The organism is Streptomyces lancefieldiae (genome assembly GCF_031845825.1).
GTDB lineage: Bacteria > Actinomycetota > Actinomycetes > Streptomycetales > Streptomycetaceae > Streptomyces > Streptomyces lancefieldiae.
Genome location: NZ_JAVRFH010000019.1, coordinates 69475 through 84017, shown reverse-complemented (window position 1 = coordinate 84017; position 14543 = coordinate 69475). Strand labels below are relative to the sequence as shown.

At 72.4% G+C, this 14543-nt stretch carries 13 protein-coding genes; 9 read left to right on the top strand and 4 right to left on the bottom strand.

What is annotated here, in order from left to right; all coding sequences use genetic code 11:
• The first annotated feature begins 80 nt into the window (after nt 1-80).
• The 4 genes from RM812_RS19975 to RM812_RS19960 are packed head-to-tail and all read left to right on the top strand — an operon-like array spanning nt 81 to nt 4407.
• A complete protein-coding gene (locus RM812_RS19975) occupies nt 81-2240 on the top strand; it encodes a PhoH family protein (RefSeq protein WP_311574327.1) in 2160 nt (719 codons plus the stop codon).
• Between the two features lie 12 nt (nt 2241-2252).
• Nucleotides 2253-2750, top strand: coding sequence for an rRNA maturation RNase YbeY (ybeY, locus tag RM812_RS19970; protein ID WP_311574325.1), 498 nt, complete (start codon nt 2253-2255; stop codon nt 2748-2750).
• Nucleotides 2747-4051 carry a hemolysin family protein gene (locus RM812_RS19965; protein ID WP_311574323.1) on the top strand — a complete coding sequence of 435 codons (1305 nt, stop codon included), beginning with the start codon at nt 2747-2749 and terminating at the stop codon, nt 4049-4051. Before ybeY ends, RM812_RS19965 begins: the two co-directional genes overlap by 4 nt.
• Entirely contained in the window at nt 4048-4407 is a 360-nt protein-coding gene (locus tag RM812_RS19960; RefSeq protein WP_311574321.1) for an MmcQ/YjbR family DNA-binding protein, read from the top strand. Before RM812_RS19965 ends, RM812_RS19960 begins: the two co-directional genes overlap by 4 nt.
• Here the strand turns inward: RM812_RS19960 and RM812_RS19955 are convergent.
• Nucleotides 4369-5826, bottom strand: a complete 1458-nt coding sequence (locus RM812_RS19955; protein WP_311574319.1) for an MFS transporter — start codon at nt 5824-5826, stop codon at nt 4369-4371. The two genes, RM812_RS19960 and RM812_RS19955, sit on opposite strands and share 39 nt — an antisense overlap.
• Nucleotides 5827-5919: 93 nt before the next feature.
• Between RM812_RS19955 and RM812_RS19950 the strand changes: the two genes are divergently transcribed.
• The 3 genes from RM812_RS19950 (at nt 5920) to era (ending at nt 8224) form a co-directional block, all read left to right on the top strand.
• Complete coding sequence (locus RM812_RS19950; RefSeq protein ID WP_311574317.1) at nt 5920-6813, top strand: helix-turn-helix transcriptional regulator; 894 nt, start codon at nt 5920-5922, stop codon at nt 6811-6813.
• A gap of 38 nt (nt 6814-6851) precedes the next feature.
• The gene (locus RM812_RS19945) at nt 6852-7205 is read left to right on the top strand and encodes a cytidine deaminase (RefSeq protein ID WP_311574315.1); all 354 of its coding nucleotides are present in this window, start codon (nt 6852-6854) and stop codon (nt 7203-7205) included.
• Nucleotides 7206-7270: 65 nt separating this feature from the next.
• Entirely contained in the window at nt 7271-8224 is a 954-nt protein-coding gene (era, locus tag RM812_RS19940; RefSeq protein ID WP_311574314.1) for a GTPase Era, read from the top strand.
• A 282-nt stretch (nt 8225-8506) separates the two neighbouring features.
• Here the strand turns inward: era and RM812_RS19935 are convergent, their stop codons facing one another.
• From RM812_RS19935 to RM812_RS19925, 3 genes are all read right to left on the bottom strand, one after another.
• A complete protein-coding gene (locus RM812_RS19935; protein ID WP_394816490.1) occupies nt 8507-9640 on the bottom strand; it encodes a carbohydrate kinase family protein in 1134 nt (377 codons plus the stop codon).
• A 234-nt stretch (nt 9641-9874) separates the two neighbouring features.
• Entirely contained in the window at nt 9875-11170 is a 1296-nt protein-coding gene (locus RM812_RS19930; protein ID WP_311574310.1) for a glucarate dehydratase family protein, read from the bottom strand.
• Nucleotides 11167-12063 carry a 5-dehydro-4-deoxyglucarate dehydratase gene (locus RM812_RS19925; RefSeq protein ID WP_394816489.1) on the bottom strand — a complete coding sequence of 299 codons (897 nt, stop codon included), beginning with the start codon at nt 12061-12063 and terminating at the stop codon, nt 11167-11169. The genes RM812_RS19930 and RM812_RS19925 overlap by 4 nt, the downstream gene beginning before the upstream one ends.
• 161 nt (nt 12064-12224) lie before the next feature.
• Between RM812_RS19925 and RM812_RS19920 the strand changes: the two genes are divergently transcribed.
• Together RM812_RS19920 and RM812_RS19915 are read left to right on the top strand one after the other, a co-directional pair.
• A complete protein-coding gene (locus tag RM812_RS19920; protein ID WP_311574307.1) occupies nt 12225-13019 on the top strand; it encodes an IclR family transcriptional regulator in 795 nt (264 codons plus the stop codon).
• 173 nt (nt 13020-13192) lie between these two features.
• The gene (locus tag RM812_RS19915) at nt 13193-14542 is read left to right on the top strand and encodes an MFS transporter (RefSeq protein WP_311574305.1); all 1350 of its coding nucleotides are present in this window, start codon (nt 13193-13195) and stop codon (nt 14540-14542) included.
• Nucleotide 14543: the final 1 nt, after the last annotated feature.

The following is a 14543-nucleotide window of genomic DNA, read 5'->3' as shown; positions in this document are numbered from 1 at the left end:
GTACGCTGGATGACAGCAGACCACATCCGTCACGCGGCGCACGCCGCAGAGGAGGACGTGCAGGCCTAGAGCGCCGGCCCATGACTCAGACACCCTCAGCTCACTCCCCCGCGCAGGGGCAGGCGAGAGCACAGATCACCGTCCCCGCCCAGCACCCCATGGTGACCGTTCTGGGCTCCGGAGACTCCCTCCTGCGCGTGATCGAGAAGGCCTTCCCGGCGGCCGACATCCATGTCCGGGGAAACGAGATCAGCGCGGTCGGCGAGGCCCACGAGGTCGCCCTGATCCAGCGCGTGTTCGACGAGATGATGCTGGTGCTCCGCACCGGGCAGCCGATGACGGAGGACGCAGTGGAACGCTCGATCGCCATGCTCAAGGCGAGCGAGAACGGGGAGAGCGACGGCCAGGAGACCCCGGCCGAGGTGCTCACGCAGAACATCCTGTCCTCGCGCGGCCGCACCATCCGCCCCAAGACGCTGAACCAGAAGCGGTACGTCGACGCGATCGACAAGCACACCATCGTCTTCGGCATCGGCCCCGCGGGCACCGGCAAGACCTACCTGGCGATGGCCAAGGCGGTGCAGGCCCTGCAGTCCAAGCAGGTCAACCGCATCATCCTGACCCGCCCCGCGGTCGAGGCCGGCGAGCGGCTCGGCTTCCTGCCGGGCACGCTGTACGAGAAGATCGACCCGTATCTGCGGCCGTTGTACGACGCGCTGCACGACATGCTCGACCCGGACTCCATTCCGCGGCTGATGGCGGCGGGGACGATCGAGGTCGCGCCGCTCGCCTACATGCGCGGCAGAAGTCAGCCGGTTTTCACGAACGTACTCACGCCGGACGGCTGGCGCCCCATCGGTGACCTTCAGGTCGGTGACCTGGTCGTTGGCTCCAACGGCGAGCCGACCCCGGTCCTCGGCGTCTATCCGCAGGGTGAGCGGGACATCTACCGCGTTACGGCCCAAGACGGCTCTTGGACACTGTGCTGCGGCGAGCACCTCTGGACAGTCCGGACACGCGACGACAAGCGTCGCAACAAGCCGTGGCGCGTCCTGGAAACCCAGGAAATGATCGGCAACCTGCGGGCGGCTCACTACCGCCGGTATGAGCTGCCCATGCTCACGGCGCCAGTGTGCTTCCCAGAGCGTGAAGTCCCGATGGACCCGTACGCACTGGGTCTGCTGCTCGGCGACGGCTGCCTGACCGGCTCCACCACGCCCGCCTTCTCGACGGAGGACCCGGAGCTGGCCCTGGCCCTGGAAGCCGCGCTGCCGGGCAGTGTGCTGCGGCATCGGGGCGGCCCCGACTATGTGCTCAACAGGACCAAGTCCCCTGGCGACGTGGTCACCCTGGAGAATCCAGTCACCCGTGTGCTGAGGGATCTCGATCTGTTGCGCACTCGATCGCACACCAAGTTCGTCCCTGACGCCTATATGCAGAACTCCGCCGAGGTACGACTGGCGGTTCTCCAGGGCCTACTCGACTCCGACGGCGGCCCGGTCACGCAGAAGGACCGCACCTGCCGTATCCAGTACACGACGACGTCGATCCTGCTTCGTGACGACGTGATTGCGCTCGTGCAGTCACTGGGAGGCGTTGCCTACACGCGTCGTCGGGTGGCCGAGGGCCGCAAACCCGGTATGGCCAGGGGCCGGGAGGTCGGTCACCGCCGCGACGCCCACATCATCGACATCCGCCTTCCCGAAGGTGTCGAGCCCTTCCGCCTCGCCCGCAAGCGCGACACGTACCACGCGGCCGGAGGCGGCGGACGCCCGATGCGGTTCATCGACAGCATCGAGCCCGCGGGGCGGGAGGAGACCGTCTGCATCCAGGTGGCCGCAGAGGACTCGCTGTACGTCACCCAGGACTACCTGCTGACGCACAACACCCTCAACGACGCCTTCATCATCCTCGACGAGGCCCAGAACACCAGCCCCGAGCAGATGAAGATGTTCCTCACCCGCCTCGGCTTCGACTCGAAGATCGTGATCACGGGTGACGTGACGCAGGTCGACCTGCCCGGCGGGACGAAGTCCGGTCTGCGGCAGGTGCAGGAGATCCTGGAGGGCGTCGAGGACGTCCACTTCTCCCGCCTGACGTCCCACGACGTCGTACGGCACAAGCTGGTGGGCCGTATCGTCGACGCGTACGAGCAGTACGACAGCAGGAACGGCACCGAGAACGGCACCCACCAGGGCGGCCGTGCACCGAAGAACGGCGCCAAGGCCAAGGGGAAGTAGACCAGCACGACCATGTCGATCGACGTCAACAACGAGTCCGGAACCGAGGTCGACGAGCAGGCGATCCTCGACATCGCCCGCTATGCGCTCGCGCGGATGCGCATCCACCCGCTCTCCGAGCTCTCGGTGATCGTCGTGGACGCCGACGCCATGGAGCAGCTCCACATCCAGTGGATGGACCTGCCCGGCCCGACCGATGTCATGTCCTTCCCGATGGACGAGCTGCGTCCGCCGTCGAAGGACGAGGACGAGCCGCCGCAGGGGCTGCTCGGCGACATCGTGCTCTGCCCGGAGGTCGCCGCCAAGCAGGGCACCGAGGCGGAGACGCGGCACTCCATGGACGAGGAGCTCCAGCTCCTCACCGTCCACGGGGTGCTGCACCTGCTCGGGTACGACCACGAGGAAGCGGACGAGAAGGCCGAGATGTTCGGGCTGCAGGCCGCCATCGTGGACGGCTGGCGTGCGGAGCAGGGCCTGACCGGCCCGTCCCCGGCCCCGACCGTCTCATGAGCCTGCCGCTACTGGCCGGCGCGGTCGCCCTGGTCGTGATCGCCTGGCTCGCCGCGTGCGCGGAGGCGGGGCTCGCCCGGGTCTCCAGCTTCCGCGCCGAGGAGGCGGTACGGTCCGGGCGGCGCGGCGGCGAGAAACTCGCCAAGGTCGCCGCCGACCCGACGCGCTACCTCAACGTGGCGCTGCTGGTCCGCGTCGCCTGCGAGATGGCCGCCGCCGCGCTGGTCACGTACGCCTGTCTGAAGCAGTTCGACGGCACCGGCGAGGCGCTGGTGATCGCCATCGCGGTGATGGTGCTCGTCTCGTACGTCGCCGTCGGGGTCTCCCCGCGCACCATCGGACGCCAGCACCCGCTGAACACGGCGACGGTCGCGGCGTACCTGCTGGTGCCGGTGGCCAGGATCATGGGGCCGATCCCGTCACTGCTGATCCTCATCGGCAACGCGCTCACCCCCGGCAAGGGCTTCCGCCGCGGTCCCTTCGCCTCCGAGGCGGAGCTGCGCGCGCTGGTCGACCTCGCCGAGAAGGAGTCCCTGATCGAGGCCGAGGAGCGCCGCATGGTGCACTCGGTGTTCGAGCTGGGCGACACGCTCGTACGGGAGGTCATGGTCCCGCGGACCGACCTCGTCGTCATCGAGCGCTACAAGACCATCCGCCAGGCGCTCACCCTCGCCCTGCGCTCCGGTTTCTCCCGGATACCGGTCACCGGTGACAGCGAGGACGACATCGTCGGGATCGTGTACCTGAAGGACCTCGTGCGCAGGACCCACATCAGCCGGGAGGCGGAGAGCGACCTCGTCTCCACGGCGATGCGGCCCGCGTTCTTCGTGCCCGACACCAAGAACGCCGGTGACCTGCTGCGCGAGATGCAGAAGGAACGCAATCACGTCGCCGTCGTCGTCGACGAGTACGGCGGCACGGCCGGCATCGTCACCATCGAGGACATCCTGGAGGAGATCGTCGGCGAGATCACCGACGAGTACGACCGGGAGCTCCCGCCCGTCGAGGAGCTGGGCGAGGACCGCTTCCGGGTCACCGCCCGGCTCGACATCGGCGACCTGGGCGAGCTGTACGGGCTGGAGGAGTTCGACGACGAGGACGTCGAGACGGTGGGCGGTCTGCTGGCGAAGGCGCTCGGCCGGGTGCCGATCGCCGGTGCCTCCTCGAGTGTGGAGCTGCCCGACGGCCGCGAGCTGCGGCTGACGGCGGAGGCCGCGGCCGGCCGCCGGAACAAGATCGTGACCGTGCTGGTGGAGCCGGCGGGTGCGGTGAAGTCCCGCGAGGAGGCCGTGTCGGAGTGAGTCCCGAGGAGCTGCGCGGGTTCTGCCTGTCCTTCAACGCCGCGGTGGAGGACTTCCCCTTCAATCCGGAGACCTCGGTCTTCAAGGTGCTGGGCAAGATGTTCGCGCTCTCCCCGCTGGGCGGGCACCCGCTGACGGTCAACCTCAAGTGCGACCCCGACGACGCGATCCGGCTGCGCGCCGATCACCCGGGCCTGATCGTGCCCGGCTGGCACATGAACAAGCGGCACTGGAACACGGTGACCGTCGACGGCGGGCTCCCGGACCGTCTCGTCCGGGAGCTCGTGGAGGACTCGTACGACCTGGTCGTCGCCGGCCTACCGCGCGCCGACCGGCTCCGCCTCGACCGTCCCTGAGCCCGCCCTCCGGCGGACGCGCAGGCCCACCGCGACCAGGACGGCCGCCGCCAGCACGATCGCCGTGTCCAGCAGCAGCACCGTGTGGACCCCGGACATCAGGTCGGTGGAGGTGGTGGCCAGGACGCCCAGCAGCGGGATGCCGACGGTGAGGCCGACCTGCTGGGTGGAGGTGACCAGGCCGGTGGCCAGGCCCTGCTCGGCGTCGGGGACGCCGGAGGTGACGGTGAGGCCGTAGGAGATGATCGCGCCCAGGTGGCACATGCTGGCCAGCGAGACGGCGGCCGTGGCGAGCCAGACCGACCAGCCGCCCTCGCCGAGCCCCAGCAGGGCGGCGCCCAGCAGGCCCTGCCCGGCGAGCGCCCCGGCCAGGGTGCGGCGGGCGCCGAAGCGGCCGATGACGCGCGGGGCGTACCCACCGGCGACCACCGACAGCACGCCCTGCACGCCGAAGACGAGGCCCGTCTCGAAGGCGGAGAGGTGCAGGACCTCCTGGAGGTACAGGGTGAGGACGAAGACCACCGTCGACATCATCGAGAAGGTGACGAGCCCGCCCAGGTTTCCCCACGCGACCGTGCGGCGGCGCAGCATCGGCAGGGAGACCAGCGGGGCCTCGGCGCGGGACTCGACGGCCACGAAGGCGGCCAGGAGCAGCAGGCCCGCGCCGAGGGTGACGAGGACGTCGGTGCGGCCGAAGCCGTGTTCGGCGGCCGTCGACAGGGCGTAGATCAGGGACAGCAGGCCGCCGGTGACGGTGATCGCGCCGGGGATGTCCAGGCGGGGGCGCTCGGGGGTCCGGGACTCGGGCAGCAGGCCGGGGGCGAGCGGCAGCACGATCAGGGCGAACAGGGCCAGCAGGCCCATCGTCGAACGCCAGCTCAGCAGGTCGGTGAGCACCCCGCCGGCCACCATGCCGACGGTGAAGCCGAGCGAGAGCAGGGTGCCGGAGATGCCGAGGGCGCGGTCACGGGCCGGGCCCTCCGGGAAGGTCGTCGTCAGCAGGGACATGCCGGTCGGGACGATGGCCGCCGCGCCGAGGCCCTGCAGGGCGCGTCCGGTGAGGAAGGAGGCCGGGTCCCAGGCGAAGGTCGCCAGCAGTGAGGCGGCGCCGAACAGGGCGAGGCCGGTGAGGAACAGCCGGCGGCGCCCGTAGAGGTCACCCATGCGGCCGAAGAGCAGCAGGAACCCGCCGGACGGCAGCGCGAACGCCGTGACCGCCCACTGGAGGGCGGACGGGCTCATGCCGAGGTCGGCGCCGAGCACGGGCAGGGCGACGTTCAGTACGGAGAAGTCGAGCGAGACCATGAACTGGGCCGCGCACAGCACGAACAGGACGAGCCGGTCGCGGGGCGCGAGCCGGGGAGCGGCCGGCTCTTCGGCGGTTGTCGCCGGGGTGGAGGTGGTGGTGTCGATCGCCATGGGCAAGAGCCTGCGGCCGGTGGAATAGCCGTGGGGAGCGGCAGGTTGTGCTGGTGGTGGCACCACCAGCATGGCTACGGGGGGAGCGCGTACGTGCAGGACGTGATCGTGAGGGCCCGGGCGACGGGCCGGGACCGGCGTCGCAGTGAGCTGCGTGAGTTCCTGATGAGCCGGCGGGCCCGGGTCTCCCCGGCCGAGGCCGGCCTGCCGGACGGCGGGGCCCGGCGCCGTACGCCGGGGCTGCGCCGGGAGGAGGTGGCCGTACTGGCCGGGGTGGGCGCCTCCTGGTACCAGTGGCTGGAGCAGGGCCGCGACATCTCCGTCTCCCCGCAGGTGCTGGACGCGGTGGCCCGGGTGCTGCGGCTCAGCAACGCCGAGCGCCGCCATCTGTACACGCTGGCCGGGCTCAACCCGCCCGCGCCCGAGGTGGAGCCGGCGAAGCGGGACATGTGCGAGGGGCTGCGGCGGCTGATCGACACGTGGATGCCGTATCCGGCGCACATCATGGACCGGTACTACAACTGCGTGCTGTACAACGACGCGGCGGGGATGGTGCTCGGCATGCGGCCCGGCACCACGTGGAACTGCATCGTCGACTTCTTCACCGACCCGCTGTACCGCTCCCGCAGCCGGAGCTGGGAGCAGAACGCCCGCACGGTCGTCGCCCAGTTCCGTGCCGCCTGCGCGGCCGATCCCGAGGACGAGGGGTTCCAGCAGGTGCTGGCGGATCTGAAGGCGGCCAGCACCGAGTTCGCGGTGCTGTGGGAGGAGCGGGACATCGAGGACGCCGGGCAGATCCGCAAGGAGCTGGACCATCCGCTGGTGGGGCTGCTCAGCCTGGAGTCGACGGCGCTGAAGGTGCCCGCGCGGCCCGATCTGACGATCGTGCTGCACACGCCGCTGGACGAGGCGAACAGCGCGGCGAAGCTGGAGTGGCTGGCGTCGCCGGAGGGCCGGCGCGGGGCGATGTACCCGGTGGCGGGGTGACCGGGCCGACGGTGGGCGCGGCTCCGTATGCTCACCCCATGACCGAGACCTCCGCCCTCGATCCCGAGGACCGCAAGATCATCACCCTGGCCCGTTCCGCCCGGGCCCGCAACGGTGTGCCCGAGGGGGCCGCCGTGCGCGACGAGACTGGCCGCACATACGTCGCCGGCACGGTCGCCCTGGACTCCCTGCGGCTCAGCGCCCTGCGTACGGCGGTGGCGATGGCGGTGGCGTCCGGCGCGAAGTCGCTGGAGGCGGCGGCCGTGGTGACCGAGGCGGAGTCGGCGTCGGACGAGGACCTGGCGGCGGTCCGGGACCTGGGCGGGGCCGGGACGCCCGTGCTGGTCGCCGCTCCGGACGGCACGGTCCGTGGCACGGTGAGCGCGGGCTGACCGTCGCCGGCCCCGTGGACGGCGGTGGTACGTCGGGGCTCCGGGGATCAGGGACAATGGGCGCCATGAGCGTTCGTACCCAGTCATCCGAAGAGCCGGCCGAGGCTGTCCACCGGGCCGGCTTCGCCTGCTTCGTGGGCCGTCCCAACGCGGGCAAGTCCACCCTCACGAACGCTCTGGTCGGGCAGAAGGTGGCGATCACCTCGAACCGTCCGCAGACGACCCGGCACACCGTGCGGGGCATCGTGCACCGCCCGGAGGCCCAGCTCATCCTGGTGGACACCCCTGGGCTGCACAAGCCGCGCACGCTGCTGGGCGAGCGGCTGAACGACGTCGTGCGCACGACGTGGGCCGAGGTGGACGTCATCGGCTTCTGCCTGCCGGCGAACGAGAAGCTGGGGCCCGGTGACCGCTTCATCGCCAAGGAGCTGGCCGGGATCAAGAAGACCCCGAAGGTCGCGATCGTCACGAAGACGGACCTGGTGGACTCCAAGACGCTGGCCGAGCAGCTGATCGCGATCGACCAGCTGGGCAAGGAGCTGGGGATCACCTGGGCGGAGATCGTCCCGGTGTCGGCCACGGCGAACCAGCAGGTGGACCTGCTCGCCGATCTGCTGATCCCGCTGCTGCCGGAGGGGCCCACGCTCTACCCGGAGGGCGACCTCACGGACGAGCCGGAGCAGGTCATGGTGGCCGAGCTGATCCGTGAGGCCGCGCTGGAAGGCGTGCGGGACGAGCTGCCGCACTCCATCGCGGTGGTCGTGGAGGAGATGCTCCCGCGCGAGGACCGGCCCGCCGACAAGCCGCTCCTGGACATCCACGCCAACGTTTTCATCGAGCGCCCCAGCCAGAAGGGCATCATCATCGGCCCCAAGGGCAAGCGCCTGAAGGACGTCGGCATCAAGTCCCGCAAGCAGATCGAGGCGCTGCTCGGTACCCCGGTCTTCCTGGACCTGCACGTGAAGGTCGCCAAGGACTGGCAGCGCGACCCCAAGCAGCTGCGGCGCCTGGGCTTCTGAGCCCACGGCCCGCCCCGCACACCCGGGCGGCGGCAGCCCACGCCGGCACACCCCCGCACCCGCACGTGACGGTCTCCGAGGACCGCCGACGCGGCCCCGGGCAGCCCCGGCCGTCGGGCTTCCGAGCGCACGGCCCGCCCCGCCGCCACCCCGCACACGCACGCGGCGGCAGCCCCACGCCGACACAGCCGGCACCCGCGCGTGACGGTCTCCGAGGACCGCCGACACGAGCCCGGGCAGGCCCGGCGGTCGGGCTTTCGACGACGGTCGGTGGCGTGCCGGTCAGGCCGGGGGGCGGAAGCCGATGGTCGGGACCGCGCGGCGCCGGGGCCACGGGCCCACCGGCTCGTCCGGGACCAGGTCCGCCAGGAACGCGTACCGGCGCAGTGCCGTCGGGTCCTGGCCCTCGACCGACTGGACCTTGCGCCACCAGGTCGCGATCTCGGACCAGCCGGGCGCCGACAGGGAGCCCCCGAACTCCTGGACGGAGAGGGCCGCGGTGAGGCCGGCGAAGGCGAGGCGGTCGGCCAGTGGCCAGCCGGCCAGGGTGCCGGTGACGAACCCGGCGACGAAGACGTCCCCGGCCCCGGTCGGGTCCAGGGCCTCCACCTCGATCGCCGGGACTTCGGCGCTCTCGCCCGTGCGCCGGTCCACCGCGTACGCGCCCTCCGCGCCGAGGGTGACGACCGCGAGCGGCACGTGCTCGGTCAGGGCGTGCGCGGCGGCACGGGGGCAGGTGGCACCGGTGTAGCGCATCGCCTCCTCCGCGTTCGGCAGGAAGGCCTCGCAGAGCGGGAGGTCGGGCAGCCCCGCGAGGTCCCAGGCCCCGGTGTCGTCCCAGCCGACGTCGGCGAAGACCCGGGTGCCCCGCGCCGCGGCCTGGGCGATCCAGGGGGCGCGGACACCGGGCGTGAGGGAGGCGACGGCGGCACGCGCGCGTGGGGGGCAGTCCGGGGACGGTTCCTCGGGCGGCGGCTCGTGGCCGTGGGAGACCATCGTGCGCTCCCCCTCGTACGCCATCGAGACCGTCACCGGCGAGTGCCAGCCGGGCACGGTGCGCGAGGGGCTCAGGTCGATGCCCTCGCCCTGGGCGAGCGCGTCCCAGCAGTAGTCGCCGTAGTGGTCGTCGCCGAACGCCGCGGCCAGCGAGGTGCGCAGGCCGAGGCGGGCCAGCGCGGTCGCCATGTTCGCCACGCCGCCCGGACTCGACCCCATCCCGCGTGCCCAGGACTCGGTCCCGCGCACCGGGGCGGAGTCGAGTCCGGTGAAGACGACGTCGAGGAAGACGGTGCCGGTCAGGTACACGTCCCAGGGCGGGTCCTGCGGCCTGCGCAGGGCGGCGAGGGGATCGACGTGGGGGTGTCGGTGCCATCCCTCGTCCGGGACGTGGCGGTGCGTTCTCTCGTCGGCCGACATGGCGGGCATGGCTGGCACGTCGGACGCGGTGGACACGGTGGACGCTGTCACGGTGCGCTCCCTGGCATGGTGCGGATCAGGCCAGTGTGCACCACGCCACCGGCACCCCGACGGCGTTCGCGCCGGAGAGGCCGGGCCGGTCCCGGTCGGGCGGTCCGGGCGGTCCGGGCGGTCCGGGCGGTCCGGGCGGTCCGGGCGGCTCCCGTCGTGGCGGGAGAGGTGGGCGCGGGCGGTTCACCAGCGGGGGACGGACGGGGTCACCCACTCGGGGTCGGCGACCCGCATCGCCGCCGCGTCGTCGCGGTCGCGCAGGGTGCCGTCGTCGTCGAGCCAGCGCCGGTGCAGGAACTCCAGTCGGTCGCGGTCGAGTTCGACGCCGAGGCCGGGCGCGTCGGAGACGGTGACCCTGCCGCCGTCGAAGGTGAGCCGTTCGGTGAGGACGTCCTCGGACTGCCAGGGGTAGTGGGAGTCGCAGGCGTGGTGGAGGTTCGGGACGGTGGCCGCCACGTGGGTCATGGCGGCGAGGCTGATGCCCAGGTGGGTGTTGGAGTGCATGGACACGCCGACGCCGAAGGTGCGGCAGACGGCGGCGAGTTGCTGGGTGTTGCGCAGCCCGCCCCAGTAGTGGTGGTCGGAGAGCACGACCTGCACGGCGCCCTTCGTGAACGCCTCCTGGATCTCGGCGAACGTCGTCACGCACATGTTGGTGGCGAGCGGCACGCCGGTCCTCGCGGCGACCTCGGCCATGGCCGGGGTGCCGAGCGCGGGGTCCTCCAGGTACTCCAGGACGTCCCCGAGTTCCGCGGCGACCCTGAGGGAGGTCCCCACGGACCAGGCGCCGTTGGGGTCCAGGCGCAGCGGGTGTCCGGGGAAGGCGTCGGCGAGGGCCTTGACCGCGGCGATTTCCTCGTCGGGAGGGAAGACGCCGCCCTTGAGCTTGAAGGAGGTGAAGCCGTACCGCTCGGTGAAGGCACGGGCCTGCTCGACGATCCCGGCCGGGTCGACGGCGGCGCCCCAGTCGTCCTTCTCGCACGCCACGCCCGCCGGGTGGTCGGCCCACTTGTAGAAGAGGTAGGCGCTGTACTCCACGGTGTCGCGCACCTTGCCGCCCAGCAGCGCGTGCACGGGCAGTCCGAGCGCCTTGCCGAGGGCGTCGAGGCAGGCGACCTCGAAGGCGGAGACGACGGACAGGCGCAGCTTGTCGGCGGTCTGGACGCCGCGCAGTCCGCCGACGTCGACCTGACCGGAGAGTCGGGAGGCGTCGACCGCGACCGCGTCGGCCATGGTGAACAGGCCGTTGAGGTCCGAGACCCGACGGCCGACCAGCTGGTCGGCGAAGGGGCGGGCCAGCTCGAGGTACTTGGCGTCGCCGTACGTCTCGCCGACGCCGGTGGTCCCGTCGGCGGTCTCCACCTCGACGATCAGCCGGGGGGTGTACGGCTGGTGGACGCCCTGCGTGTTGAGCAGGGGCGGGTCGGCGACGAGGATCGGCGTCAGGCGGACGCCGGTGATCGTGAGGTCGCGGGTCACAGGGCGGCTCCTACGAGGTCGAGTCCGGCGGTGAGCAGGGACTTCAGTTCGGTCAGGTCGGCGGCCGAGGGGTCGGTGAGCGGGGCGCGCACGGGCCCGACCGGGCAGCCGCGCAGCCGGGCCGCCGCCTTCACCAGGGACACGGCGTATCCGGGGACGCGGTCGCGCAGTTCGACGAGGGGGACGTAGAAGTCGCGCAGCAGTGTGCCGACGGTGCCGGTGTCACCGTCGCGCAGGGCGGTGAGGAAGGCGTTCGCGATCTCGGGGGCGAAGGCGTGCACGGCGGAGGAGTAGGCGGGGACGCCGATGGCGGCGTAGGCGCGGGCCTGGATCTCGGCGGTGGCGGCGCCGTTGAAGAACAGGAAGTCCTCGGGGGCGGCGAGGACGAGGCGCTGGAGGCGGTCCAGGTCGCTGTGGCCGTCCTTGAGGCCGATGACGCCGGGGACGCGGGACAGGCGCCGGACCGACTCGGCGGTGTAGGCGACCCGGCCCCGCTGGTAGGCGATCAGCGGGAGGCGGGTGCCGGCGGCGATCCGCTCCAGCTGGGCGACCAGGCCTTCCTGCGGGGCGGCGGTGAGGTAGTGCGGCATGACCAGGAGGGCGTCGGCTCCGGCGTCCTCGGCGATCCGCGCGAACCGGAGGGCCTGCGCCCAGCCGTACCCGGTTCCGGCGACGACCGGCACGCGGCCGGCCGCCTCCTCGACGGCGACGGTGACGACCTGCCGGTACTCGTCCTCGTCCAGGGAGAAGAACTCGCCGGTGCCACAGGCGGGGAAGACGGCGCCGGGACCGGCGGCGAGCCGCTCGGCGACGTGGGCGCGGTAGCCGTCGGGGTCCAGCGTCCCGTCGTCGCGGAAGCTGGTCAGCGGGAAGGACAGCACGCTCCGCGCCATGCCGTCCCGCAGTCGTCGGACCACGGCCGCGTGATCGGTGCCGGTATCGAGGCCCACCCGGATCATCTCCCCATGTAGACGTCATCCACGTATGAAGATGGAGATTAGATAGGTGAATGAGTGGCGTCAATGGGTCGACGGCGCCCGCTTACGATCGGCACATGTCGGAGACAGGAGGCGCGCCGGGCGGCGTCCGTGAGGTGAAGTCCGCGGCGCGCACGGTGGAGCTGCTGGAGGTGCTGGCCGCCCGCGGGGACCGCCCGGCGCGGCTGCAGGAGCTGGCGGACGAGCTGGGGGTGCCGCGCAGCTCGATGTACGCGCTGCTGCAGACCCTGATCTCACGCGGCTGGGTCCGCACCGACGTCACCGGCTCGCTGTACGGCATCGGCATCCACGCCCTGCTGACCGGCACCGGCTACCTGGACTCCGACCCGTGGGTACGGGTGGCGCGGCCGTTTCTCGACGAGGCGTCCGAGGCGCTGGGCGAGACCATCCACCTGGGGCGGCTGGACGGGGCCGACGTGGCCTATCTGGCGACCCGGGAGTCGCACGAGTACCTGCGCACGATCAGCCGGGTGGGGCGCCGGCTGCCCGCGCACGCGGGCGCGCTGGGCAAGGCGCTGCTGGCCGAGCGGCCGGACACGGACCTGCCCGAGGGGCCGTACAAGGCGCTGACCCCCAACACCCGCACCGACAGGGACTCCCTGGCGGCCGATCTGGCGCGGACCCGGGAGCGCGGCTACTCCGTCGACCGGGAGGAGGGCGTGACGGGCATCGTCGGCTTCGGTTTCGCCCTGCGGTACGAGACTCCGGCGCTGGACGCGATCAGCTGCTCGGTGCCGGTGGCCCGGCTGACGCCCGGTCACGAGGCGCGGATCGTCGCGGTGATGCGGGAGATCAGGGCCAAGGTGGAGGCGTCGATCCCGGCCGGGGGCGGCTCGGTGCACTGGCGTTAGCGCCCACTGCTACCCAACCCTGAAACCCCCAAACGCTCATGTGACGCACAACACACCCCCTCGCCTGTTTCGGGGCTCCCCGGGCTTGATACAAATTGCGCGCGCGTTCCTGTCAGTCGACGGTCGTCGCCCCCTCCCTCCCACCGTCCCTTTCGCATGCCCCGGGAACGCCCGTGTTCGCCCCCCGCACCCCTCCCTGGCCCCTCGTCGCCCTTTTCACGGCCGGGTACCTTCCTCCGTATCTGCTGCCCACCACCGTCGGCAGACTCGACACCGGCCTTCCGCTGACCGCCACTCAGGCGGGCGCCGTCGGCAGTGCGCTGCTGCTGAGTTCGGCCGCCGCGGGCTTCCTGCTCGCCTCCCGGGTACAGCGGATCGGCGCCCGCGCGCTCGCCCGGTTCGGGCTCGCGCTGGCCGTCCTCGGATACGGCACCGCCGCGCTCACCACCACCGTCCCGGCCGTCGTCGTGGGCGCGATGGTGGGCGGTTTCGGGTCCGGTACGGCCACCACGGTCGCCGCCACCCGGATCGCCGCCGAACGGGACCCGCACCGGGCCTCCACGCTGGGCCTGTTGAGCGTGTCCGCGCTGGCCGGCGCGGTCTATCTGACGGTGCCGCACCTCGGCCGGGCGCACGGCCTGCCGCTGGCCGCGATCGCGCTGACCGCACTGGCGGTGTGGCCGCTGACCGGCCGGCTGCCGGGCGGGACGGCCGCGTCGCCGACGGCGCACGGCACGGACGTCACCACCCCGCTCCCCCGCCGCCGTTCGGGCCTGGTCCTGGCCGCCACCGTGCTGTGCTGGTCCCTCGCGCAGAACTCCCTGTGGGGCGTCAGCGGCCGGATCGGGCTGACACAGGCGGGTCTGGGCGATGCCACCCTCGGGGTCGTCTTCGCGGTCGCGCTGGGCGCGGGACTGGTGGGCGTGCTGGTGGCCGGCGCGCTCGGGCCCCGGCTGGGGCGGGCGATGCCCATCGGGGCGGGCACGGTGCTCATCGCGTGCTGCATCGCGGTGAGCGCGTCCGCGACCACCCCGACGACCTTCGCGGCCGGGGAGATCGCCTGGAACACGGTGTACCCGGTCGTGCTGTCGTACCTGATCGGCCTCGCCGCCTCGCTCGACCCGCGCGGCCGGTGGGCGGTGCTCGTCGGGTCGGCGTCCTCGCTGGGCACGGCGGCCGGGCCGCTGACCGGCAGTGTGCTGTCGGCCGAGGCCGGTTACGCGGGCATGGGCCTGGTCCTCGGCGCCGGGCTGCTGCTGGTCGCCGTGCCGATGACCGCCGTCGCGCTGCACACCGGCGGGCGCCCGCTGCTGCCCGGCGCGGTCCGCCGCCGCGGCGGCACCCCGGCCGCCCTGGTCGCCGCCGCCACCGGCACGCCGAGCGGCGCGGTGCCCGAGGTCGGGGCCATGGAGCAGCCGGTCGTCGAGATCGACGTGGACGCCCCCGCCGCGACCGTCCAGCGTGCCTACGGCACGGCGGGACCCCGGCAGGCGGCGGCCGCACCGGGGTCCGGGACGGGCTGAG

Excerpts from the sequence above, each read along its gene's own strand:
- RM812_RS19975 (WP_311574327.1), top strand. The coding sequence starts at position 81 with ATGACTCAGACACCCTCAGCTCACTCCCCCGCGCAGGGGCAGGCGAGA.
- ybeY (WP_311574325.1), top strand. The coding sequence starts at position 2,253 with ATGTCGATCGACGTCAACAACGAGTCCGGAACCGAGGTCGACGAGCAG.
- RM812_RS19965 (WP_311574323.1), top strand. The coding sequence starts at position 2,747 with ATGAGCCTGCCGCTACTGGCCGGCGCGGTCGCCCTGGTCGTGATCGCC.
- RM812_RS19955 (WP_311574319.1), bottom strand. The coding sequence starts at position 5,826 with ATGGCGATCGACACCACCACCTCCACCCCGGCGACAACCGCCGAAGAG.
- RM812_RS19945 (WP_311574315.1), top strand. The coding sequence starts at position 6,852 with ATGACCGAGACCTCCGCCCTCGATCCCGAGGACCGCAAGATCATCACC.
- era (WP_311574314.1), top strand. The coding sequence starts at position 7,271 with ATGAGCGTTCGTACCCAGTCATCCGAAGAGCCGGCCGAGGCTGTCCAC.
- RM812_RS19935 (WP_394816490.1), bottom strand. The coding sequence starts at position 9,640 with ATGTCGGCCGACGAGAGAACGCACCGCCACGTCCCGGACGAGGGATGG.
- RM812_RS19925 (WP_394816489.1), bottom strand. The coding sequence starts at position 12,063 with ATGGCGCGGAGCGTGCTGTCCTTCCCGCTGACCAGCTTCCGCGACGAC.
- RM812_RS19920 (WP_311574307.1), top strand. The coding sequence starts at position 12,225 with ATGTCGGAGACAGGAGGCGCGCCGGGCGGCGTCCGTGAGGTGAAGTCC.